Source organism: Psychroserpens sp. SPM9 (genome assembly GCF_025153525.1).
Classification (GTDB): Bacteria; Bacteroidota; Bacteroidia; order Flavobacteriales; family Flavobacteriaceae; genus Psychroserpens.
Genome location: NZ_JANZNR010000007.1, coordinates 161,450 through 183,878 on the forward strand (window position 1 = coordinate 161,450; position 22,429 = coordinate 183,878).

At 34.8% G+C, this 22,429-nt stretch carries 23 protein-coding genes; 16 read left to right on the forward strand and 7 right to left on the reverse strand.

Translation table 11 applies throughout. From position 1 onward, the window contains the following. Positions 1-3 precede the first annotated feature (3 nt). The 9 genes from N4270_RS14470 (at position 4) to N4270_RS14510 (ending at position 8,074) form a co-directional block, all read left to right on the forward strand. On the forward strand, positions 4-1,269 hold the full coding sequence (locus N4270_RS14470) for a sigma-54-dependent Fis family transcriptional regulator (protein ID WP_260098060.1): 1,266 nt from the start codon (positions 4-6) through the stop codon (positions 1,267-1,269). A 46-nt stretch (positions 1,270-1,315) separates the two neighbouring features. Beyond that, a complete protein-coding gene (locus N4270_RS14475; protein WP_260098061.1) occupies positions 1,316-2,680 on the forward strand; it encodes a hypothetical protein in 1,365 nt (454 codons plus the stop codon). A 75-nt stretch (positions 2,681-2,755) separates the two neighbouring features. Further along, positions 2,756-2,953, forward strand: a complete 198-nt coding sequence (locus N4270_RS14480) for a hypothetical protein (RefSeq protein ID WP_260098062.1) — start codon at positions 2,756-2,758, stop codon at positions 2,951-2,953. Then, positions 2,953-3,459, forward strand: coding sequence for an LptE family protein (locus N4270_RS14485; RefSeq protein ID WP_260098063.1), 507 nt, complete (start codon positions 2,953-2,955; stop codon positions 3,457-3,459). Before N4270_RS14480 ends, N4270_RS14485 begins: the two co-directional genes overlap by 1 nt. Further along, positions 3,460-4,431, forward strand: a complete 972-nt coding sequence (locus N4270_RS14490) for a hypothetical protein (RefSeq protein ID WP_260098064.1) — start codon at positions 3,460-3,462, stop codon at positions 4,429-4,431. Positions 4,432-4,435: 4 nt separating this feature from the next. After that, a complete protein-coding gene (secG, locus tag N4270_RS14495) occupies positions 4,436-4,792 on the forward strand; it encodes a preprotein translocase subunit SecG (protein WP_260098065.1) in 357 nt (118 codons plus the stop codon). 167 nt (positions 4,793-4,959) lie between these two features. Further along, on the forward strand, positions 4,960-5,235 hold the full coding sequence (groES, locus tag N4270_RS14500) for a co-chaperone GroES (RefSeq protein WP_260098066.1): 276 nt from the start codon (positions 4,960-4,962) through the stop codon (positions 5,233-5,235). Positions 5,236-5,335: 100 nt separating this feature from the next. Beyond that, entirely contained in the window at positions 5,336-6,973 is a 1,638-nt protein-coding gene (gene groL, locus N4270_RS14505) for a chaperonin GroEL (protein WP_260098067.1), read from the forward strand. A gap of 456 nt (positions 6,974-7,429) precedes the next feature. Then, entirely contained in the window at positions 7,430-8,074 is a 645-nt protein-coding gene (locus N4270_RS14510; RefSeq protein WP_260098068.1) for a DUF6090 family protein, read from the forward strand. Here N4270_RS14510 and N4270_RS14515 read toward each other — a convergent pair. The 6 genes from N4270_RS14515 to xrtF form a co-directional block, all read right to left on the reverse strand. Continuing rightward, complete coding sequence (locus tag N4270_RS14515; RefSeq protein ID WP_260098069.1) at positions 8,071-8,424, reverse strand: heavy-metal-associated domain-containing protein; 354 nt, start codon at positions 8,422-8,424, stop codon at positions 8,071-8,073. The two genes, N4270_RS14510 and N4270_RS14515, sit on opposite strands and share 4 nt — an antisense overlap. 87 nt (positions 8,425-8,511) lie before the next feature. Further along, positions 8,512-10,752 carry a TonB-dependent siderophore receptor gene (locus tag N4270_RS14520; protein WP_260098070.1) on the reverse strand — a complete coding sequence of 747 codons (2,241 nt, stop codon included), beginning with the start codon at positions 10,750-10,752 and terminating at the stop codon, positions 8,512-8,514. A 1-nt stretch (position 10,753) separates the two neighbouring features. Beyond that, positions 10,754-11,485, reverse strand: a complete 732-nt coding sequence (locus N4270_RS14525) for a heavy-metal-associated domain-containing protein (RefSeq protein WP_260098071.1) — start codon at positions 11,483-11,485, stop codon at positions 10,754-10,756. 71 nt (positions 11,486-11,556) lie between these two features. Then, on the reverse strand, positions 11,557-11,970 hold the full coding sequence (locus tag N4270_RS14530; RefSeq protein ID WP_260098072.1) for a hypothetical protein: 414 nt from the start codon (positions 11,968-11,970) through the stop codon (positions 11,557-11,559). Positions 11,971-12,028: 58 nt separating this feature from the next. Beyond that, on the reverse strand, positions 12,029-12,457 hold the full coding sequence (locus N4270_RS14535) for an exosortase F system-associated protein (protein WP_260098073.1): 429 nt from the start codon (positions 12,455-12,457) through the stop codon (positions 12,029-12,031). Further along, positions 12,450-13,001 carry an exosortase family protein XrtF gene (gene xrtF / locus N4270_RS14540; RefSeq protein ID WP_260098074.1) on the reverse strand — a complete coding sequence of 184 codons (552 nt, stop codon included), beginning with the start codon at positions 12,999-13,001 and terminating at the stop codon, positions 12,450-12,452. The genes N4270_RS14535 and xrtF overlap by 8 nt, the downstream gene beginning before the upstream one ends. A gap of 74 nt (positions 13,002-13,075) precedes the next feature. Here xrtF and N4270_RS14545 point away from each other — a divergent pair, with 74 nt between their 5' ends. Next, entirely contained in the window at positions 13,076-13,531 is a 456-nt protein-coding gene (locus N4270_RS14545) for a GAF domain-containing protein (protein ID WP_260098075.1), read from the forward strand. Positions 13,532-13,596: 65 nt separating this feature from the next. On the opposite strand, the gene N4270_RS14550 is transcribed toward N4270_RS14545, so the two are convergent. After that, complete coding sequence (locus N4270_RS14550) at positions 13,597-14,844, reverse strand: ABC transporter permease (RefSeq protein WP_260098076.1); 1,248 nt, start codon at positions 14,842-14,844, stop codon at positions 13,597-13,599. 177 nt (positions 14,845-15,021) lie between these two features. On the opposite strand from N4270_RS14550, the gene purH reads away from it, so the two are divergent. From purH to rodA, 6 genes are all read left to right on the forward strand, one after another. Continuing rightward, complete coding sequence (gene purH / locus N4270_RS14555) at positions 15,022-16,554, forward strand: bifunctional phosphoribosylaminoimidazolecarboxamide formyltransferase/IMP cyclohydrolase (RefSeq protein ID WP_260098077.1); 1,533 nt, start codon at positions 15,022-15,024, stop codon at positions 16,552-16,554. Positions 16,555-16,770: 216 nt separating this feature from the next. Then, on the forward strand, positions 16,771-17,799 hold the full coding sequence (locus N4270_RS14560; RefSeq protein ID WP_260098078.1) for a rod shape-determining protein: 1,029 nt from the start codon (positions 16,771-16,773) through the stop codon (positions 17,797-17,799). A gap of 19 nt (positions 17,800-17,818) precedes the next feature. After that, entirely contained in the window at positions 17,819-18,655 is an 837-nt protein-coding gene (gene mreC, locus N4270_RS14565) for a rod shape-determining protein MreC (protein WP_260098079.1), read from the forward strand. Then, positions 18,642-19,148 carry a rod shape-determining protein MreD gene (locus N4270_RS14570; RefSeq protein ID WP_260098080.1) on the forward strand — a complete coding sequence of 169 codons (507 nt, stop codon included), beginning with the start codon at positions 18,642-18,644 and terminating at the stop codon, positions 19,146-19,148. Before mreC ends, N4270_RS14570 begins: the two co-directional genes overlap by 14 nt. Continuing rightward, on the forward strand, positions 19,145-21,097 hold the full coding sequence (mrdA, locus tag N4270_RS14575) for a penicillin-binding protein 2 (RefSeq protein WP_260098081.1): 1,953 nt from the start codon (positions 19,145-19,147) through the stop codon (positions 21,095-21,097). The genes N4270_RS14570 and mrdA overlap by 4 nt, the downstream gene beginning before the upstream one ends. Before the next feature lie 2 nt (positions 21,098-21,099). Further along, positions 21,100-22,380 carry a rod shape-determining protein RodA gene (gene rodA, locus N4270_RS14580; protein WP_260098082.1) on the forward strand — a complete coding sequence of 427 codons (1,281 nt, stop codon included), beginning with the start codon at positions 21,100-21,102 and terminating at the stop codon, positions 22,378-22,380. The last annotated feature ends 49 nt before the right edge of the window (positions 22,381-22,429 follow it).

The window sequence follows — 22,429 nt, forward strand, 5'->3', positions numbered from 1 at the left end:
TATATGGAATCAATTCAAGCTATAAAACAACGTTTCGGAATTATAGGAAACGACCCAAAACTCAATCGTGCTATCGAAAAAGCAATCCAGGTGGCACCTACTGATATTTCAGTATTGGTTACTGGTGAAAGTGGTGTTGGTAAAGAAAGTATTCCTAAAATCATTCACCAGTTATCGCATCGTAAGCATGGTAAATACATCGCTGTTAACTGTGGTGCAATTCCAGAAGGCACCATCGACAGTGAATTATTTGGTCACGAAAAAGGCGCTTTTACTGGAGCCACGCAAACCCGAAGTGGTTATTTTGAGGTCGCGGATGGTGGTACCATTTTTTTAGATGAAGTTGGCGAATTACCACTCACCACACAAGTCCGCTTACTACGTGTATTAGAAAATGGTGAATTCATCAAAGTGGGTTCTAGTAAGGTTCAAAAAACCAATGTAAGAATTGTTGCTGCAACAAACGTTAATATGTTTGAAGCCATTAAAAAGGAAAAATTTCGTGAAGATTTATATTACAGACTCAGTACTGTAGACATTAACATTCCGCCTCTTCGCGAACGAAAAGAAGACATTCATTTACTCTTCAGAAAGTTTGCAAGTGATTTTGCCTTAAAATATAAAATGCCAACCATCAAGCTTACAGACGATGCGGTTAACGTTTTACAAAAGCATCGCTGGAACGGTAATATTCGTCAGTTGCGAAATGCTGCAGAACAGATTTCGGTCTTAGAACAAAACCGTACAATAAGCGCCACAACACTTCAAGGCTATTTACCAAGCGGAAGTAATAATTTACCAGCCGTCATAAACACCTCTAAATCGGAAAGCGATTTTAGCAACGAACGTGAAATTCTTTACAAAGTCCTTTTTGATATGAAAAGCGACCTCAACGACCTCAAAAAATTAACGATGGAGTTGATGAAAAGCGGCAATATTTCTGAAGTAGAAAAAGATAATGAAGGCTTAATTCAAAAAATATATGGCGAGTCTCAAAATAAAAGTCATTCCGAAGAATTTGAAGATTTAGAAATCTTAGCCATTCCAGAGCCAACTGAAGATACATTTGATCCCGACGATAAAAATCAAGATAAATATCATTTTGCTGAAGAAATTGAAGAGGAAGAAACCTTATCTTTACACGACAAGGAACTCGAACTGATTAAAAAATCACTGGAACGTCACCAAGGCAAACGCAAATTAGCAGCTGCTGAATTAGGAATCAGCGAGCGTACACTCTATAGAAAAATTAAACAATTTGATTTATAAACTAATTGTTTCATATATTTAAAGTGCTATTAATCTTAATTCTTAAATGAAAAACTTACGCTTTTGTTTCGCTTTTATTACATTATTAGCTATAATCTCATGTAGTGATAATGATGCTGATGAAGAAATAACTATAGAATCGCCTTCACTAAAAACAATTAATAGTGCTGATATAACTGATAATGGTAATACATATCTAGGAGTTGATGATATTATAACTTATACCATTACTGTAAAAAACACGGGTGATGTCCTTATAAATGATATAGAAATTACTGCTAATTTATCAGACCTTTCTGGAGCAGCTTTGAGTTTAGACATTGAGCCTACATTTATCAATGCAGATGCAGGAAGCATCTCAGGGATTTTACAAATTAATGAAACAGCAACATATACTGCTGCTTATACAATAACACAAAATGATGTAGATGCTGGAGGCATAACAAATAGTATCACAGCTAGTGGCATAACCCCTCTTAACGTATCAGTAAATGATGTTAGTGATGATGGGATCGATGAAGATGGTAACACAACAGATGATCCAACTTCAACTATATTATCTAACGATGCGTTTGACCCAACAATAATAGCAGAATATCACATAATTAATTCTGAAGGAAATCCAACCAACAAATATTTTTTTGATGCTGATGGTCGATTTGAAGAATTGCACACCTCAAGCACTAAATACCTTTTCGCATACGATAATTCTGAAAAAATAATTAACATCACTACAACAGATATCGATGATGTTGTTATTGAATCTCAAGATGTAATTTATGATTCTGAAGGTAGAATCACACAAATAGGCACTAGACATTTTGAATTTGTTGCAGATGAAAATTATTTTATAGAAACAGAAACCTATAGTATAGATGGACCATACACTTATGAAGATGAGAATGGCGATATTATTGAAGAATATGAAATCTGGTATACTAAATATTATGGTTCTATTGGAAACTATGTTAATACACTATGTTATTATTCAAGTATCGAACAAACTAATACCACTACTGGCGAGTTTAATGAATACGGATATTGTACTAATTTTGAGTCTAATGATTATGTCAATAACGTTGGAAATATTTGTACCGATTCAGATTGTGTAGACTTTGGGTATGACAACACTATAAATCCTTTGATGGGATCAACAAACCTCATTAATGTTTATGGGTTTATAAGATTATTTCCATTTGGTAGTCAACCATCGAAATTAAACATATTAATAAACGCAAATAATCTTACACTTATGGATTATTCCGATCCTAGTTATATTGTTTACTCGTATGAGTTTAATGGCAACAATTTGCCAGTTTCAGGAACCAGACAATATTTAGACGAAGTAGGCCCTGGAGAAGTGAATTTATATTCTAGATATTACTACCAAGGCGATATCATTCCAGATTAAATAATTTTTGAAAATTTTATGACAATCAGGGATTTAAAAAGTTATTTTTGAAAGTGTAAAAATCACCTAAAACACATGAAAGCAGTAGAAATATTTATGATTCGAAAATCGTTCGGAAGAAATAGTTCGGAAGCAATCAGAAAAGAAGCCGAAGACTTTGTTAACGAAAAACATTACCAAGGCTATAGAGTCATCAATGTCGATTTTGATATCGCCGATAATGCGGGTTACATCTATGCTTTTATCACTATGAAACGCCCAAATACGTATTAATGAAAACATATACATATTTTATTTTAGTTCTCACTGCTCTTAGCTCTTTCAGCTGTGGTGTCACTTATTCATTTACAGGTGTTGATAATCTCAATGCTGAAACCTTTCAAGTGAATTACTTTCAGAATGCTGCTAATTTAGTCGAACCTGGTTTTGACCGCGATTTCACCTTAGCACTTCAAGAATTGATTACCAATCAAACCAGTTTAAATCTAACTACTTCTAATGGTGATTTAGTTTATGAGGGTGAAATTACAGAATATCGTATTTCTCCTACAACAGCGCAAGCCAACAGTACAGCCGCACAAAATAGATTATCGGTAAGCGTTAATGTGCGCTTTTTTGATAAGAATAACCCAGACGAAGAATTTGAACAGCGGTTTTCATTTTTTTATGATTACGCTGGAAGCCAATTATTACAAGGCTCTCAAAAAGACACAGCTCACGAAGCTATTTTTGAGCGTCTCACTCAAGATATTTTTAACGCCACCTTAGCAAAATGGTAGATGGACACTAAAGATTTTGCATACTTATTACAAAACCCTCAGCACATCACCGATGCGCAAACCACCAATTTGCACAATCTCACCTTACGCTACCCTTATTTTCAATCGGCAAGAGCATTATACCTTAAAGGACTAAAAAACAAAGAAAGTTTTTCATATAATCAAGAATTAAAAACCACAGCGGCTTATACCACAGATCGTAGTATTTTGTTTGATTATATCACGTCGGAAGCTTTTAATCAGAATGAGATTTCACAAATCATTAAGCAAAATTCTGAACATCTTAAAGATATTACTGTTCATGAAGTTGATGACATTTCAGTTAATAAAAGTGTAACCATCGACGATGCTTTAAAGCAACATATAAAAAATACCGAAGGCGTTCTAGACCCAGATTTATTCGAGCAAAAGGTAAAACCCGAAGAAGTGGCTCACTTTTTATCGTTGCCAAAAAACACACCCGAACAGGTGATTATCGACATCGATGCCAAGCATATTGAAAAAACACTTGAAGATAAGTTACAAATTGGCAAGCCTCTGGAGTTTGATAAAACGGAAACACATTCGTTTTCCGAATGGTTAAAAATTACAAGTTTTAAACCCATTGAACGAAGTGAAAATGAAACCAGTAGTGATTCTCAAAACGACAATACAAATGATGACACTAAGGTTTCCGAAGCAAAAAACAGTATAGATAAGCATCAAAAATTTGAACTTATCGACCGTTTTTTAGAAAACAACCCAAAAATTGTGCCTTCAAAAGATACGCCTAAAGTCACTATTGATGTTACAGACAAAGTAGCTCATGATGGACTAATGACAGAGACTTTAGCCAGAATTTACCTGGAGCAAAACAACTATGAAAAGGCAATTCAATCTTATAAAATTTTAAGTTTGAAATATCCAGAAAAAAGTGGTTTCTTTGCAGACCAAATTAAAGCAGTAAAAGAATTACAACAAAATAACACATAGACAAATGGATGCGTTTACTATATTTTTAATCTTAATCGTACTAGTTTCATTTTTACTAGTCGTAGTCGTAATGGTACAAAACCCTAAAGGAGGAGGATTATCATCTTCTTTTGGAGGCGGTGGCACTCAACAATTAGGTGGTGTTAAAAAAACAACCGACTTCTTAGATAAGAGTACTTGGGCATTAGCAACCTTACTATTAGCATTAATTTTAGCATCTAACTTTGCCATTCCTGGAGCAGGAGGCAATTCAGAATCTAAAGTGATTAATGGTGATGAGCCAACATCAAATACACAAACTTTACCAGCAACAGATTCATCTGCTGATGATATAGCGACACCAATTGATTCTACTAAATAAGAATTAATCAAATATATTTAAAATGCCAGCTTTTTAGTTGGCATTTTTTTTTGCTACACATTCAGTCATGTAAGTCTGAAAGTTTGTCAGTTAAAAAATAGGTGGCACATTTTTAGCATAACGCTTAAGCGTTAACTTAAACATTAAATTTAAAAACTTTCATAACAATGAGCTTAAACATTAAACCATTAGCAGACAGAGTTCTTATTGAACCTGTACAAGCTGAAACTAAAACAGCTTCAGGAATTATTATTCCAGACAACGCTAAAGAAAAACCACAACAAGGAAAAGTTGTCGCTGTTGGTAAAGGCACAAAAGATGAACCTATGACTGTTAAATCTGGTGATACTGTTCTTTATGGAAAGTACGCTGGGACAGAATTAAAATTAGAAGGTAAAGACTACCTCATCATGCGCGAAAGCGACATATTAGCAATTATCTAAAATTGCTTTTGCTAGTAGTCATTGACTATTAGCAGTTAAAAAATTAACTTATAAACTTAAGCTTAAGGCCCTAAAGCCAAAAGCTAAAAACTTAAAAAAAATGGCAAAAGATATAAAATTTGATATTGAAGCACGCGACGGATTAAAACGCGGTGTCGACGCATTAGCAGATGCAGTAAAAGTAACCTTAGGACCAAAAGGACGTAATGTTATTATTAGTCGTTCATTTGGAGCACCTCAAGTCACTAAAGATGGGGTTTCTGTAGCTAAGGAAATTGAACTCGAAAATGAGCTTGAAAACATGGGAGCGCAAATGGTTAAAGAAGTCGCTTCAAAAACCAACGATTTAGCAGGTGACGGAACAACTACTGCAACCGTTTTAGCACAAGCTATCGTTAAAGAAGGTTTAAAAAATGTTGCTGCTGGTGCCAATCCAATGGATTTAAAACGCGGTATTGATAAAGCTGTTGAAGCTATTGTTAAAGATTTAGACAAGCAGGCTAAAAAAGTGGGTAATTCTTCGGAAATGATCAAACAAGTTGCTGCTATTTCTGCCAATAACGATGACACGATTGGAGATTTAATATCTAAAGCATTTAGTAAAGTTGGTAAAGAAGGCGTCATCACTGTTGAAGAAGCCAAAGGGATGGAAACCTACGTCGATGTTGTTGAAGGAATGCAATTTGACAGAGGTTACTTATCACCTTACTTTGTAACAGACTCAGATAAGATGGTTGCCGATTTAGAAAACCCTTACATTTTATTATTTGATAAAAAGATTTCTAACTTACAGGAAATCTTACCAATATTAGAACCTGTAGCACAATCGGGTCGTCCGTTATTAATTGTTGCTGAAGACGTAGAAGGTCAAGCCTTAGCCACATTGGTTGTTAACAAATTACGTGGCGGATTAAAAATTGCAGCTGTAAAAGCACCTGGATTTGGAGATCGTCGTAAAGCAATGCTTGAAGATATTGCCATCTTAACAGGTGGAACTGTTATTTCTGAAGAACGAGGGTTCTCTCTTGAAAATGCCGATTTAAGTATGTTAGGTACTGCTGAATCTGTAATGATAGACAAAGACAACACAACCATTGTTAATGGTTCTGGAAAATCTTCGGATATCAAAGCAAGAGTTAACCAAATTAAAGCTCAAATTGAAACAACAACCAGCGATTACGATAAAGAAAAACTACAAGAACGCTTAGCAAAATTAGCTGGTGGAGTTGCTGTACTATATGTTGGTGCTGCTTCTGAAGTAGAGATGAAAGAAAAGAAAGACCGTGTTGATGATGCCTTACATGCGACAAGAGCAGCTGTTGAAGAAGGTATTGTTGCTGGTGGTGGTGTTGCCTTAGTGAGAGCTAAAAAAGTACTTGAAAAAATTACTACAGACAACCTGGATGAAACGACTGGAGTTCAAATTGTAAACAGAGCGATTGAAGCGCCTTTACGTACGATTGTTGAAAATGCTGGTGGAGAAGGTTCGGTAGTGATCAATAAAGTTTTAGAAGGTAAAAAAGACTTCGGTTTTGATGCTAAATCTGAAACTTATGTAGACATGCTTAAAGCCGGAATTATTGATCCTAAAAAAGTAACACGTATTGCATTAGAAAATGCAGCCTCTGTTTCTGGAATGATTTTAACAACGGAATGTGCTTTAGTTGACATCAAGGAAGATGCACCAGCTGGTGGAGGAATGCCTCCAATGGGTGGCGGTATGCCAGGAATGATGTAGGCGATTAGCGATCGTTGGCAGTGAACTCACTGTTGCACAAAAAAACAGTAAGTACAATACAATTCATAAAAGCCTTTGATGAGAATCAAAGGCTTTTTGTTTATCCATTTTAAATATAAAACCACCTCTTTTGGAGGTGGTACTTTTGTTTTTTCTTAAATAAGAGGCTTATACAAAATAAACCTGCCACAAATTACTTCTTTTTTGGAGAAGCCTGTGGAGTCTTTTTCGGCATTGGTTTAGCCGATTTAGACGCACTTTTTGACTTTGTCTGTCCCATAACTTTATTGTTTTAAAAGAACATACTAAAGGTAACTATAAAGCAGATTCGTGATATTTTCGTTGGCAAAAATTTAACTAAAACGCTTCAGAATTTTTAATCGGCCAATCTTCCTAATTATTGACTGTTAGATTTTATTATTTTAAATTTCTTAGCTTTATAAAAACTAGCCCATTATGAAAAAGGAAATTCGTTATGCTTTAGGAGAGATACTTATTGTTATTGTTGGTATTTCTATCGCTTTCAGTATGAATAAGTGTGCCGATAACAAGAAAGACGAAACATTAAAACAACAATATTTAGAAAATATCAAAAGTGATATAGAGATTGATAAAAACAACCTTGAATCTATTTCACAATCTATTGGCTCAAAAATCGAAGTCTTAAGAGAGGTCTTACCATTAATAAATACTGATAGTCCTGAAAAGCGTTCTAAAATGAATACGATCTACAGTGTTTTTACCTCAACAGACTTTTTTCCAAAGGATGTCACCTACCAAACCATGATTAATTCTGGAGATTTTAAACTCATCGATGATTTTGATTTAAAAGCCGCCATAGAAACCCACTACGCTAATTATCAAATAATGCTGAAGGATTACGAACGCTTAGACATTATCCATAAAGAATATTTAGGCAAATACATGATAGAGAACGCCGATTTTGACGCTATGCGACAAGGACAATTTGGTTATAGTAATGAAAAGCTTTTTAAGAACATATTACAAAGTATTAATGGTGCGCTCATGATAAAAAAAAATGCCACGAATCGTGGCATTAAAAACTGTGATAGTTTGTTATCTATTTTAAATACCTATTAGTTTTGATGATCACCCACGACGGCTTCATCTCGATATTTACAACAAGGATGAACAGAGTTATAAGCTTCATCTGTAGCTTTAACCTCTTTAGTATCGTGACCTACTGATGCAACTTTAGCACTGATTTTCTTTAAATCGGTCTTTCGTTCATCATAAATTAATTTGAGTTCATGTGTTTCAACATTCCAGATAGCAGACTTAACACCTTTGGTTCTAATCGCTGCTTTTTCTATGCGTTCTTTACACATTAAACACACACCATCAACTTCTATAGAAGCTCTGGCGTTTTTGTTTTGCGCGAAGGTTACTGTTGTTAATAATACAGCAACTAATAAAAGTACTTTTTTCATTGTTATTAAGTTTATTTGTCACTCTAAGCTAGCAAAAATCTAGTAATAAGATTTCTCATCACTTCGGAATGACCACATTATTTATATTTATTTAATTTTAAATCGCAATCCTGCATAATACATACTTCCAAAAATCGGACCATAGACAAATGTTGTATCAAAATTAGGCCCAAAAGGATTATCTGCCCCTAAAATAGGATTATTTTGCCTCACATTTGTGATATTCTCACCTCCTAAATATACTTCAAATTTAGGAGAAAACACTTTAGTCACTTGGGCATTTAAAGTCCCAACAGTTGGAGATTCGTCTGGCAATCTAAAAGCTATAGGATTAGAACTTGTTGATGCAAATCGTTGCTCGCTTAACCAGTTATAAGTGATATCGAATTTCCATAGTGATAAATTATCTTCTGTCACGTGTGTTTCATACGATGCATTAGCAAAAAAACGATGCTTCGGAATTAATGGCTTTGTGTTTTTACCAGAACTATATTCGGTTTGCACATCATAAAATTTATAAGCTGTTCTAAAATCGAAATGTTCAAACACATTATAATTTAGTTCTACCTGAAAGCTATTAGCATAACTATCGCCTTCCAGATTATAAAAATTAACTTCCTGTGGGTTTTCCCAATCAACAACAACTTGATTTTGAAAATCGGTTCTGTAAAAATCAAATATGATGTCTGCTTTTCTTCCGAAGAGATTAAACCCTTGCAGATAAGAAATACCGTAATTCCAAGCAATTTCAGGATCTAATCCGTAGATACGACCATCAGAATTTAAAATATTAATTGCTCGAGATGTGGCGAACATACTTTGATTTTCAGCAAAAATATTAGCACTGCGTTTACCTCTACCAATTGAGGCACGTAAAGCCGATTTTTCCCAAGGTGTATAACGTGCATGCAAACGAGGTGTAATAAATTCACCTAATAAATTATGTGTGTCAAATCGCAATCCTGCAGTGACTGTTAATTTGTCTAAATCGTCATAAGCATACTCAAAAAAAGCGCCTGCTGAGCGTTCGCTACGTTCAAACGCTGTATCGATTACAAACTCGTCATAATGATCGTATGTAAAGCCCAAACCTGTTTTTATTTTATGTCTGGAATCGCTAATTATGGTATTGTAAATCACATTTGAATAAATACTATTGTGGTTAATGTCATAGGTATTTAAACCAAAATAGGAATCCTGGCTATGTGTACTAAAAGCAAACTGCACTCCTAAACTTTGCCAAGGTACTTCTGGATTGACATACCCGAATTTAGCAGAGACTTCAAAACGCTCGGTATCAATCTCACTTCCCCAAGCATTAGTGGTGAGACGATCGGTATCTGGATCAAAATCTAATTCCCCAGACTGCTTACTATCGTTAAGGTAACGCACATTAATAAAACTTACCAAGCCTTTTTCCGGATTGGTATATTGCCAGCGGTTCATCACATTAATTTGATTATACAAAGGCATGTCTAAAAAGCCATCATCATTTATATCGTGCTTTTGTTGATGCGTATTCCCATGTAGGTAAATTCCCGTGTTCCATCTATCACTCACTTTGGTATTAAAATGTGTGTTTAGCTCTAATCGTTCACTACTTGCTGCATATAAATTCAAGAAGAATTTATCATCGGTTGTTGGCTTTTGAAGTTCGGCATTGATTTGTCCGGCAATACTTTCAAAGCCATTTACAACACTGCCAGCGCCTTTAGTGATTTGAATACTTTCAACCCAGGTTCCAGGAATAAAACTGAGTCCGAAAGCCTGAGAAGCTCCTCTTATCGACGGAATGTTTTCTGTGGTAATTAAGATATACTTACTTGTTAATCCCAGCATTTTTATTTGCCGTGTTCCGGTAACCGCATCAGAGAAATTCACATCAATTGATGGATTGGTTTCAAAGCTTTCAGACAAATTACAGCAGGCCGCTTTAAGCAATTCGGCACTACTTATCGTTGATATGTTTTGCGAACTTAAATACGATCTCGTAGTCGCTTGTTTTCGTGCAATTAAAGTAATTTCGTCGAGATCACTCGTCGCCTCGAGCATATGTTTAATGTATCTAGGCTTCGTAACGGTAAGCGTATCGGTTTTAAAACCAACAAAACTTATCACTAGTTTGGTATAACTCGGTTGGTAGGGTATGCTAAATTTTCCGTCAATATCTGTAACAGCACCAACCGAAGTGTCTAACCAAAATACGTTAGCACCAGCGAGCGGGAAAATTTTGTTATCTGAACTTGCTTCGGTGACAATCCCTTCTATCATTTCTTGAGAAAAGGAAAGCACTGGTAGCAATAATATTATATATAAAATTTGTTTCATTTTAATTGTAGGTTTTTATAAGCATAATGACTGCCATAATAATCATCACCGTATTTTCGATAAAGGTTGCTTTGGTCATGGGAAGCTTTAAAGCGGTTCCTAAGCAAGCGCACTGAATCGATTTTTTATCTAATAAGGTTTTGGTAACACCAAAGGTTGTTATACCTAACACAACTAAAGTGGCAATTAAGGCTAACGGAATTTGAATCCGCATTAAAAATAACAAGCCTAAAGTCACTTCAATGAATGGATAAATCCAGCCATATGCTGGAATAGCTTTAGCTAACGGATCATACATTTTAAAACTCTCTGGAAAGCCTTTTAAATCGAGTAGTTTAAAAAAGCTAAACACGATGTAAAATAAGCCCATAAAATCGAGCATAAATGCTTCTAAATTCCACGGATTTATATGCAGTAAAACCGAAGCTACAATCAGGTATCCAAATATGAGAAATAGAGGAAACAACTGTAACAACTCACTTTTATTAGCTTCGTTTGTATGAGACACTGAAGCAAATACATTGGTGTGTTTCTTTTCTGAAATCGTGTATTTTTCTGGTAAAGCCTGTTGTAAAACTGCTTCTGAAACATGCTCAGACATTGTCAGCTTTGCTTCAGATTGCTCTAAATCAACCGCTACAGTTTCAATATTGTCAACCTTTGATAAGGCTTGTTCTACCGAAGACTTGCATCCATTACAAGTCATCCCTGTAATTGTATATGTATGTGTCATTATGTTTGTTTTGATATAATACGTTTAGACTGAAAGTCTATCAGTCTTAAAATTTTAAAAAATCGTATCTATCAAATGAGGTATACTTGATCGCGCACATGAATATCTGCAATCAAGTTGGGAGGTGTATAATGTTTATGAGGAATATTCTGTTTTGGAAGCACTTCAAAAAGCCCATTAAAACTCAAAACATAAGCAAACAAAAACTGTTGTTGTTCAAACTCTAAATCATCAATAGTCTTAACCGTCAATTCGTTTTGACCTTCAACAATATCCAGAATATCTTTACAACAAGACTTTTTTATTTCTTCCTGATGCTCAGATTCGAAAGCATCTGGTCCACATTTTTCCGTAGAACTAAATACGGCAACATCAATTAAAACGTCACCACAAAAATGTTTTTCAACAGTAAAAGATACTGTAGACAATAGCAATAAAATTGCCATAGTCACCGAACTCATTTTATGTAACACTTGTTTTAACATGTCACAAAGTTATAAAAAAAGCGCTTAATTCTTAAGTTTTCACTTTTGATTAACAGTTTTACTGTTTCAGTTTATAATAGTAAAATGCTGGAAGTAACAGCAATAGAAAGATAGGCTGAATCAAGAATCGTCTAAAATTAAAAAACAAATAGTAGTCCTCTTGTCGTGGTTTAATTACAAAATATAAAAAGAAGAGTATCAAAATCACATAAGCAATCCCATAAATCACTGTAGAAAATTTCACGATTGATCTATCCTGAAAAAACACATAAATTATACCTAATGAGATAACCGTATTTAAGAAGTATCGCAAAGATGTAAAGAGTGTTAGTTTCATAATTTCGCGATTGGGAAAATCCATATGCAAATAATCACTCTTAAAAAACAAGATGTAAGGATCGTAAAACAATTCGTCTTCAAAAACCCGAATCAACACTAAGAGTCCGAAGAGTACAAAAAGCCATATGTAGCGTATAGATTTAGACATTTGCTTTTTTCTTTTTTGAAAATCGGTTCACCCAAAACATCCATAATAGAAAAACCATTCCGTAAATTATTAATGGAAAAATCACTGTATGTAAAATTTCACGTCGCCACGGATAATTATACAAACCTATAGACAATATGGCTATTCGTAATAAATTAACCGAGTAAATTAACACACTACCCGATAGGAGATACAAAAATGCAGGCTTGAATTTATCAGCAAAAGCAATAATAAATGATATAAAAAGAATAATTACACTTATAGAATTACAACCTTCTACAACTCTAGCTACAAATTTTCCGTTGACTAATAATTTCATTGAAGGCTCATTGGGATGTGCTTTAATTTCAGCATTATAACCAAAGGTATCAATGAGTAATTCGCTTTGTTGCGCTACAAGATTGGTCAAATAATCGGGATAGTATTTAGAGCCATCAGACACATCTAGATACAACTTATAAGCAACGGTCAAAACGACATATACTATGAGAAAGGTTAGTATAAATTTTACGACCGATTTATATTTTAAAAGAAGTGCTTTCATTCAAAGTTAAAATTATATAAAATGAATCTAGTAATGACACTTTTTGAATACTTTTACCAAAATTTTTAAAACATATGACCTTCGAAACCCTTAAATCTCAAGTTGAAACTATCGTCTCTAATACCAGTAAGACGATTGACCAGCGTTTATTAGCTATTTGTGAACTTCTTGAAAATCATATCGATTACTACAATTGGGTTGGTTTCTATTTTAAAAATGGCGATAAAAATGAGCTAAAGTTAGGACCTTATGTTGGCGAGCCTACCGACCATACAATTATTCCCTTCGGAAAAGGAATTTGCGGACAAGTAGCTGTTTCTAATGAAAATTTTGTCGTTCCAGATGTTGCTGCACAAGACAATTACATTGCCTGTAGTATCACAGTAAAAGCTGAAATTGTGATTCCTATTTTTGTGAATGGCGAAAATATAGGGCAAATTGATATCGATTCAAATACTCCAGATCCTTTTACTTCGGAAGATGAACGTTTCTTGGAGTTTGTTTGTAAGAAGGTTTCTGAAATTCTCTAAATTAAGCTCATAATAAACATCAAATCAAGGTATTTTAAACAGAATACTTTGACGATTGCCTGATGTTACATTCCTGTTCGAATCGCTTCAACAGGATCTAGCTTAGAGGCTGAAATCGCTGGAATAACACCCGAAAGCAATCCGATAAGCGTAGATAAAGAGAAGCCCAGAAATATATTATAAAAGGACAAAATAAAGGTAAAATCTAAAGCCATCGTGGCAATTAAGGAGACGATCCAAACCATTATAATTCCGATTAATCCTCCTAGCACAGATAAAATTACAGCTTCAAACAAAAACTGAAATAATATAAATTTGTTCTTAGCACCTAGTGATTTTTGAATCCCGATAAGATTGGTTCGCTCTCTCACACTTACAAACATAATATTTGCAATTCCGAAGCCTCCAACAAGCAATGAAAAGCCACTTATAATCCATCCGATCATATTTAATGTTGCGATAATACCATCGATAAACTGCGTAAAACCAGAGATTTTATTGATGAAAAAATTATCAGGCTCATCGGCTTTTAAACCTCGATAAGCTCTGTATTTTTGTTTCAATACCTGCTCAAAAGCGCCAACATCAACATCTTTTTCTGGTTTGATAATAATTGCACCCGGAATCCCATCTGAACCTCCATTTTGAAAACGACGTACAAAATTGGCAGGTACATAGGCGTTTTCATCGGGCGAATCACCTAATCCAGCACCTACTTTTTTTAAGACCCCTATCACTGTTAATTTTCGTCCGTAAGCACGTACCGTTTTACCAATAGGATTCAAGTTTCCAAAGAGATTTTCAGCTGTTGCGTTTCCCAAGACCATCACATTTGATCCAGAATTAGATTCAGATTCTGTATAAAACCGACCTTCCTCTATTTTCATGTTTTCAATATCATAAATCCCGTGAGACACTGGTGTAATATTAACACCTGTGACTGTTGTTCCTTCAAATTTGATATTTTCACCGCCTCCAAAAATCACATAGGCTATCGCATTAATATCGGGGACATTTCGCTGTATAAATTCGTAATCATCATGCTCCGTTTGCGGAAAATTTTCACGTTGCCAACGCGGCACTTCAGTTGGGCCAAAAGAATACTTCGTTAAATACATCGTGTTTTTGTCTAAACCACTCAATTGATCTTTAATACTTTGATCTAATGAATCGACGGCTGCTAAGACGGCAATAATGGAAAAGATACCTATGGTTATCCCCAAAAGTGACAAAAAAGTTCGTAATTTATTATTGCGTAATGCATTGATAGCAAACGAAAAACTTTCCTTAAATAACCTCAGATAAACAAGCATATGATGGGTTTAGTTGACTCGAATTATAAAGATAGGACGTTTTCAACAATTTATTGTTACAAAAAACTTAAATAAACTGCGTTTTGGGCTTAAAAGAACTCTTGATATTACGTATTTTTGGGCTTTAATTTTCACAACACAATTTCTTCGAAAGAAATACAACGACAACAACTCAAAATGGACAACAACAAAACAATTAAATCGGCATTAATTTCAGTATTTAGTAAAGACGGATTAGAACCAATCGTCAAACAACTCAACGCACAAAATGTAACGATTTATTCTACTGGTGGCACTGAAAAATTCATTAAAGATCTAGGCATTGATGTTGTGCCTGTTGAAGACGTCACCTCCTATCCTTCAATTCTTGGCGGACGCGTAAAAACTTTACATCCAAAAGTATTTGGCGGCATTCTAAATCGCCAGAGCAATGAAAGTGATGTTGCTGAATTAGCAGATTTTGACATCCCACAAATCGACTTGGTAATTGTCGACTTATATCCTTTTGAAAAAACGGTAGCTTCTGGAGCTTCTAACCAAGATATTATTGAAAAAATTGATATTGGTGGCATCTCACTTATTAGAGCTGCTGCTAAAAATTATGCCGATGTAATTTGTGTGTCTTCTGTAGCGGATTATGCTGAATTTTTGGATCTGTTAACCTCTAAAAACGGAGACACTTCCGAAGCCGACAGAAAATTATTTGCTGCCAAAGCGTTTAATGTGTCTTCGCATTACGATTCGGCGATTTTCAATTATTTTAATGCCGACCATAGCATTCCTTCGCTTAAAATTAGTGAAACCAATGGTCAGGTATTACGCTATGGTGAGAATCCGCATCAGCGTGGATTTTTCTTCGGAAATTTTGACGACATCTTTACAAAACTTCACGGAAAAGAACTGAGTTATAATAATCTTTTAGATGTTGATGCTGCCGTAAACCTTATGAATGAGTTTAAAGGTGAAGCCCCAACATTTGCTATTTTAAAACACAATAATGCTTGTGGTTTTGCACAACGTGATACGATTCATCAAGCTTATGTTGATGCGCTTGCAGGTGATCCGGTTTCAGCCTTTGGTGGTATTTTAATTGCTAATACTGAAATTGATAAAGCTACAGCCGAAAAAATCCACACCTTATTTTGTGAAGTGGTCATTGCGCCTTCTTTTTCTGATGAAGCTTTAGACATTTTAAAAGGAAAGAAAAATCGAATTCTTCTTATCCTTAAAGACACTGAATTTTCAAAAACGACTGTAAGAACATGTTTAAATGGTGTTTTAGTTCAAGACAAAGACCATAAAACAGACAGCATAAGTGATCTAATACATGCGACTAACAGCACACCATCTCAAAACGAATTAGACGATTTAATATTTGCTTCAAAAATTTGCAAGCATACCAAATCTAACACTATTGTGTTGGCTAAAAACAAGCAATTGTGTGCCAGCGGAACAGGGCAAACCAGTCGCGTCGACGCTCTTAACCAAGCGATTCATAAAGCTCAGTCTTTTAAATTTGACTTAAAAGGAGCAGTAATGGCTAGTGATGCCTTTTTTCCGTTTCCAGACTGTGTAGAGATTGCAGACCAGGCGGGAATCACAGCAGTGATTCAACCAGGAGGCTCAATTAAAGACCAATTAACTATTGACTATTGTAATGCGAACAATATTGCAATGGTTATGACAGGAACGCGTCATTTTAAGCATTAATTAGCTGATAAAAAAAGGAAGCTTGTTAATTGAGATTAATTCGGCTTTAAAAAACATCCAAAAACAAAAAGCAAACGTTTAACTATAAAAAGTTAAGCACTTAGCTTTCATATAAATTGAAATACAAATAAACTATAAATATTTAGTAAGTTTTATTACATTTACAACACGCCAAAAAAATTGTACAATAACACCCTCATAATATTAGAATAACGAATGGGATTTTTTGATTTCTTAACCGAAGAAATAGCCATAGATTTAGGAACCGCAAATACACTTATTATTCACAACGACAAAGTTGTTGTTGATAGTCCATCAATAGTTGCAAGAGATAGAATTTCTGGTAAAATCATTGCCGTTGGAAAAGAAGCCAACATGATGCAAGGAAAAACGCATGAAAATATCAAAACCATTAGGCCCTTGAAAGATGGAGTCATTGCCGATTTTGATGCTTCTGAGCAAATGATAAGCATGTTTATTAAAAATATTCCTGCTCTAAAAAAGAAATTATTCACACCTGCACTTCGTATGGTCGTTTGTATTCCTTCAGGAATTACTGAAGTAGAAATGCGTGCTGTAAAAGAATCTTGTGAGCGTGTTAACGGTAAAGAAGTTTATCTTATTCACGAGCCTATGGCAGCTGCTATTGGTATTGGTATTGATATCATGCAACCTAAAGGAAACATGATTGTTGATATTGGAGGTGGAACAACCGAAATTGCCGTGATTGCCCTTGGCGGAATTGTTTGTGACAAATCAGTTAAAGTAGCTGGAGATGTATTTACAAACGATATTATATACTACATGCGTACGCAACACAACTTGTATGTTGGTGATCGCACTGCTGAAAAAATAAAAATTCAAATTGGTGCTGCAACGGAAGATTTAGATTTACCACCAGAAGAAATGAGTGTTCAAGGACGTGATCTATTAACAGGAAAACCAAAGCAGGTTCAAATATCTTATCGTGAAATTGCTAAAGCTTTAGACAAATCTATTCTAAGGATTGAAGATTCTGTTATGGAAACGCTTTCTCAAACGCCTCCTGAATTAGCTGCCGATATCTACAACACTGGTATTTATTTAGCAGGTGGTGGTTCGATGTTAAGAGGTTTAGATAAACGTTTGTCTCAAAAAACCGATCTTCCAGTGTATATTGCTGAAGATCCATTAAGAGCTGTTGTTAGAGGTACGGGAATAACACTTAAAAACCTTCCAAAATATAAAAGTGTTTTGATTAAATAATTGAGAATACCAACTTAGCATGCAACAAATTATAAACTTTGTCATTAGAAACAAAACCTTCCTTTTGTTTCTGCTGTTGTTTATACTTTCATTAGCACTTACTATTCAATCTCACTCTTACCATAAAAGTAAGTTTATTAATTCTGCTAATTTTTTAACTGGTGGAATTTATGAAAGCGCCAATAGTATTACTGATTATTTTGGACTCAGAGAGCAAAACAAAATTTTAATAGAAGAAAATAGCCGCCTACGCTCCAAAGTTTTAAATAGTACAGATTCTACAACAACTGCCAACTCAAATGTAGACAGTATTTCGTATCATGGAACCTATAAAATTTTAACTGCTAAGATTATAAATAATAACTATTCATCTTCTAAAAACTACCTCACCATTAACAAAGGTGAAAAACATGGTCTCAAAGAAGATTTAGGTGTTATGACCTCAAAAGGTATTGTAGGTATTATTGATAATACATCTAATGGCTACGCTCGAGTGCTTTCAATATTAAACACTAAAAGTAGAATAAATGCGCAGCTAAAATTATCAAATCATATTGGCTCCTTGGTTTGGGATGGCAAAACTTCTGCAAATACGGTTCAGTTAATTGATATTTCCAAATTCGCACCTGTAAGGGAAGGCGATACTATTGTAACAGGCGGACAATCGACAATTTTCCCTCAAGGGATTCCTATAGGAACTATTGAAAACTTTATATTAGACATTAGTGGAGACACTTATACTGTAAACATCAAACTGTTTAATGATATGACCAACTTAAAGCATGTCTACATCATTGAGAATTTAGATGCTGAAGAAATCAAACAACTAGAAAATCCAGTTGATGAACAGTCTTAACTTTAATAGTATCATTAGGTTTGTCTTGTTAATATTAGTCCAGGCACTCCTTTTTAACCACATCAATTTTATGGGGTATATCAATCCGTATCCCTACCTTTTATTCATTTTATTATTTCCAATAAATAATAATAGAACGCTCTTTATATTTATGAGTTTTATGTTGGGTTGGTTTGTGGATTTATTTTCAGATTCTGGTGGTGTTCATGCTGCTGGTTGCGTTACTATAGCGTTTATAAGACCTGCGGTTTTAAAGTTTGCCTTCGGAATGATTTACGAACATCAAACCATAAAATTTAATAATACCGAATTTGGCAACCGACTCATCTATTTCTCTATATTAGTTTTCATTCATCATTTCATTATGTTTACACTAGAAATTTTTAACATTTCTAACATAATTTTAATTCTTCAGAAGACGTTATTTTCAAGTATTTTTACTATACTACTTTGTGTATTAATTTCGGTACTTTTTAGTAACAAACAACGATGAGAAAACTTCTACTATTATTAACTGTAATTACTGTAGGACTCCTATTTATTGCTCGCTTATTTTATTTGCAAGTTTATAAAAAAGAAGCCTATAGCTTATTTGAAGACTCAGCAATCCGAACAGTCTACGATTACCCGAAACGCGGTTATGTCTATGATAGAAATGGTAAACTATTAGTTGCTAATCAACCATCGTATGATGTCATGATTATACCAAGAGAAGTCAAACCTCTCGATACATTAGAGTTTTGCAAGCTTTTAAAAATTACCAAAGAAGATTTTATAAAAAAATACCATAGAGCCAATAACTATTCGCCGCGATTACCGTCTCCTTTTGTACCTCAATTATCAAAAAAAGATTATGCCGTACTTCAGGAAAAAATGCGAAAATTTGAAGGGTTTTATATTCAAAAACGATCGCTTCGAGATTACCAAACGACCATTGGCGCTAATGTTTTAGGAGATATAGGAGAAGTGAATCAACGCATTATCGAAAAACAGCCCTATTATAAAATGGGTGATCTTATTGGTAACCAGGGCGTAGAAAAATCGTATGAAGATGTATTACGTGGTGTAAAAGGCATCAAGTTTATTCAAAAAGACCGATTCAACAAAAATATTGGTCCCTACAAAAACGGCCGTTTTGATACCTTACCGCAACCCGGTAAAGATATCAAAATCACCATTGATTCTGAATTACAGCAATATGGTGAATTATTAATGACTAACAAGCGTGGTGGTATTGTTGCTATCGATCCGTCTAATGGTGAAATTTTAGCTTTAGTATCTGGCCCAAGTTATAATCCTAACTTATTAGTAGGTCGGGATCGTTCTAAAAATTTCACGAAACTTTATCGCGACAGTATCGCCAAGCCTTTGTTTGATAGGGGCTTACAGGCACAATATGCTCCTGGATCGCCGTTTAAAGTTGTTAATGCACTTATCGCTTTACAAGAAGATGTGATGTCTCCTGAAGAAAAAGTCTCTTGTAGAATGGGATATTATTACGGAAGCCGAAAACTTACAGGATGTCACCATCACAAGAGTCCGGTTGACATGAACGCTGGTATTGCACAATCTTGCAATGCGTATTTTGTGACTGCGTATCGTAAAATAATCGATAAATATGACGATGCTGGTAATGGTATGAACATTTGGGCCAAGCACGCTAAGAGCTTCGGCCTCGGTAATTATTTAGGCTACGATTTACCTGTAGGCCAGAAAGGACGAATTCCCGACGGAGATTATTATGACAAAGCTTATGGAAACAATCGTTGGGGTTCAACTTACATTGTATCTAACGCCATTGGTCAAGGAGAAGTTGAAGCCACTCCAATACAGTTAGCAAATATGGTTGCAGCCATTGGAAATCGCGGTTATTATTACACACCTCATATCATAAAAGACATTGAAGGTGATACCATTCCGAAGAAATACACCACCAAAAGGCAAACTACGATAGACAAACGTCATTTTGAGCCTGTGATAGAAGGCATGTTTGACGTATACAATAAAGGTACCGCATCAACACTTCGGATTCCTGGAATTGATATCTGCGGAAAAACGGGAACTGCCGAGAATTTTGTTAGAATAGATAGTGTTTATACCCAATTAACAGACCATTCTATTTTTGTAGCATTTGCACCAAAAGACAACCCAAAAATTGCCATTGCTGTATTTGTTGAGAATGGCTACTGGGGAAGTCGTTTTGCTGGTCGGATGGCAAGTTTAATGATTGAAAAATACATCAAAGGGGAAATCACTCGTACCGATATGGAACACTGGATTTTAACGCATAGTTTAGAGAACGAATATGCGAAACCTTATTCTGGAGAACCTTTTAAAATTAATGGAGAGACAACGCTTCAAGTAGTTGATAAAGTGCAACCTAAAAAAGATGACGATGTCAATAATTCTATAAATATAGATCCAAATAAGCCCCAATTTTAAGTATGAATAGAGAAAATCATAGAGGTTTTAGATTTGATTGGATTACTATTGTATTATTTCTACTCTTAGTTGGTTTTGGCTGGTTAAATATTATGTCGGCATCTCATATTGGAGAGATTGAGAGCTATTTTGACATGAGTCAATTGTATGGTAAACATGCTGTTTTTATCGGACTCACATTTGTTATAATTGTATTGATATTATCGGTTGAAGCCAAGTTTTACGAACGGTTTGCGAGTATCATTTATATTGTTGCAATGCTAGCGCTTGTAGGTTTATTTATCTTCGGAAAAGACGTCAATGGGGCCAGATCCTGGTATGGTATTGGCAGTATGACTCTTCAGCCCAGTGAATTTGCCAAGTTTGCAACAGCTTTAGCCGTCGCTAAATACATGAGTGACCTGCAAACCAATATGAACACGCTTAAAGACCAATTAAAAGCCGTTGGAATTATTATTGTTCCTGCAATTTTAATCTTACTTCAAAATGATGCAGGAAGCACCTTAGTGTATGCGTCATTCTTTTTTGTGTTTTATAGAGAAGGTCTACAACAAATCTATTTAGCCATAGCACTGTCTGCTATCATATTGGCTGTATTAGCATTAAAATTTGGCATCTTAATAACGGCTATTGTTGCTACTTTAGTGATTGCTGGGTTTTATGTTTTCCGAAGAAAAAAACGCGCTTCTATCCTTCAATCGATTTTAATATTATTGGTTTGTGTATCATTTTCGGCAGGTGTTCGTATGTTTTTTGATCATGTTTTAAAACCTCATCAGCAAAATAGAATTAGTTTATGGCTGCGTTTAGAAAAAGACCCTATAAAACTTGAGAAAATGAAGCAAGAAGAAGCTTATAACCTCATCCAGTCTGAACAAGCGATCAGTTCTGGTGGATGGACTGGCAAAGGTTTTATGCAAGGCACCAGAACAACAGGAAAGTTTGTACCAGAACAAGAAACAGACTATATTTTTAGTACTGTTGGAGAAGAATGGGGATTTTTAGGAAGCACCTTGGTTGTACTGCTATTTATGGGCTTAATTATTAGAGTGCTCTTTTTGGCCGAATCGCAAAAATCACAGTTTAGTCGGATATATGGCTATGGCGTTGCTTCGATATTGTTTATTCACTTTACGATTAATACCGGAATGGTGATGGGGTTAATTCCAACCGTAGGTATACCACTACCCTTTTTTAGTTATGGAGGTTCCGGACTCTGGGGATTTACAATACTACTCTTTATTTTTATTAAGCTAGACAGTAATAAAATTAACGAATGGTAACAAATGGTAACAAAAAGAAAGACCATCGATTAACAATGGTCTTTTTAAC

Excerpts from the sequence above, each read along its gene's own strand:
- N4270_RS14470 (WP_260098060.1), top strand. The coding sequence starts at position 4 with ATGGAATCAATTCAAGCTATAAAACAACGTTTCGGAATTATAGGAAAC.
- N4270_RS14475 (WP_260098061.1), top strand. The coding sequence starts at position 1,316 with ATGAAAAACTTACGCTTTTGTTTCGCTTTTATTACATTATTAGCTATA.
- N4270_RS14480 (WP_260098062.1), top strand. The coding sequence starts at position 2,756 with ATGAAAGCAGTAGAAATATTTATGATTCGAAAATCGTTCGGAAGAAAT.
- N4270_RS14485 (WP_260098063.1), top strand. The coding sequence starts at position 2,953 with ATGAAAACATATACATATTTTATTTTAGTTCTCACTGCTCTTAGCTCT.
- N4270_RS14490 (WP_260098064.1), top strand. The coding sequence starts at position 3,460 with ATGGACACTAAAGATTTTGCATACTTATTACAAAACCCTCAGCACATC.
- secG (WP_260098065.1), top strand. The coding sequence starts at position 4,436 with ATGGATGCGTTTACTATATTTTTAATCTTAATCGTACTAGTTTCATTT.
- groES (WP_260098066.1), top strand. The coding sequence starts at position 4,960 with ATGAGCTTAAACATTAAACCATTAGCAGACAGAGTTCTTATTGAACCT.
- groL (WP_260098067.1), top strand. The coding sequence starts at position 5,336 with ATGGCAAAAGATATAAAATTTGATATTGAAGCACGCGACGGATTAAAA.
- N4270_RS14510 (WP_260098068.1), top strand. The coding sequence starts at position 7,430 with ATGAAAAAGGAAATTCGTTATGCTTTAGGAGAGATACTTATTGTTATT.
- N4270_RS14515 (WP_260098069.1), bottom strand. The coding sequence starts at position 8,424 with ATGAAAAAAGTACTTTTATTAGTTGCTGTATTATTAACAACAGTAACC.
- N4270_RS14520 (WP_260098070.1), bottom strand. The coding sequence starts at position 10,752 with ATGAAACAAATTTTATATATAATATTATTGCTACCAGTGCTTTCCTTT.
- N4270_RS14525 (WP_260098071.1), bottom strand. The coding sequence starts at position 11,485 with ATGACACATACATATACAATTACAGGGATGACTTGTAATGGATGCAAG.
- N4270_RS14530 (WP_260098072.1), bottom strand. The coding sequence starts at position 11,970 with ATGTTAAAACAAGTGTTACATAAAATGAGTTCGGTGACTATGGCAATT.
- N4270_RS14535 (WP_260098073.1), bottom strand. The coding sequence starts at position 12,457 with ATGTCTAAATCTATACGCTACATATGGCTTTTTGTACTCTTCGGACTC.
- xrtF (WP_260098074.1), bottom strand. The coding sequence starts at position 13,001 with ATGAAAGCACTTCTTTTAAAATATAAATCGGTCGTAAAATTTATACTA.
- N4270_RS14545 (WP_260098075.1), top strand. The coding sequence starts at position 13,076 with ATGACCTTCGAAACCCTTAAATCTCAAGTTGAAACTATCGTCTCTAAT.
- N4270_RS14550 (WP_260098076.1), bottom strand. The coding sequence starts at position 14,844 with ATGCTTGTTTATCTGAGGTTATTTAAGGAAAGTTTTTCGTTTGCTATC.
- purH (WP_260098077.1), top strand. The coding sequence starts at position 15,022 with ATGGACAACAACAAAACAATTAAATCGGCATTAATTTCAGTATTTAGT.
- N4270_RS14560 (WP_260098078.1), top strand. The coding sequence starts at position 16,771 with ATGGGATTTTTTGATTTCTTAACCGAAGAAATAGCCATAGATTTAGGA.
- mreC (WP_260098079.1), top strand. The coding sequence starts at position 17,819 with ATGCAACAAATTATAAACTTTGTCATTAGAAACAAAACCTTCCTTTTG.
- N4270_RS14570 (WP_260098080.1), top strand. The coding sequence starts at position 18,642 with ATGAACAGTCTTAACTTTAATAGTATCATTAGGTTTGTCTTGTTAATA.
- mrdA (WP_260098081.1), top strand. The coding sequence starts at position 19,145 with ATGAGAAAACTTCTACTATTATTAACTGTAATTACTGTAGGACTCCTA.
- rodA (WP_260098082.1), top strand. The coding sequence starts at position 21,100 with ATGAATAGAGAAAATCATAGAGGTTTTAGATTTGATTGGATTACTATT.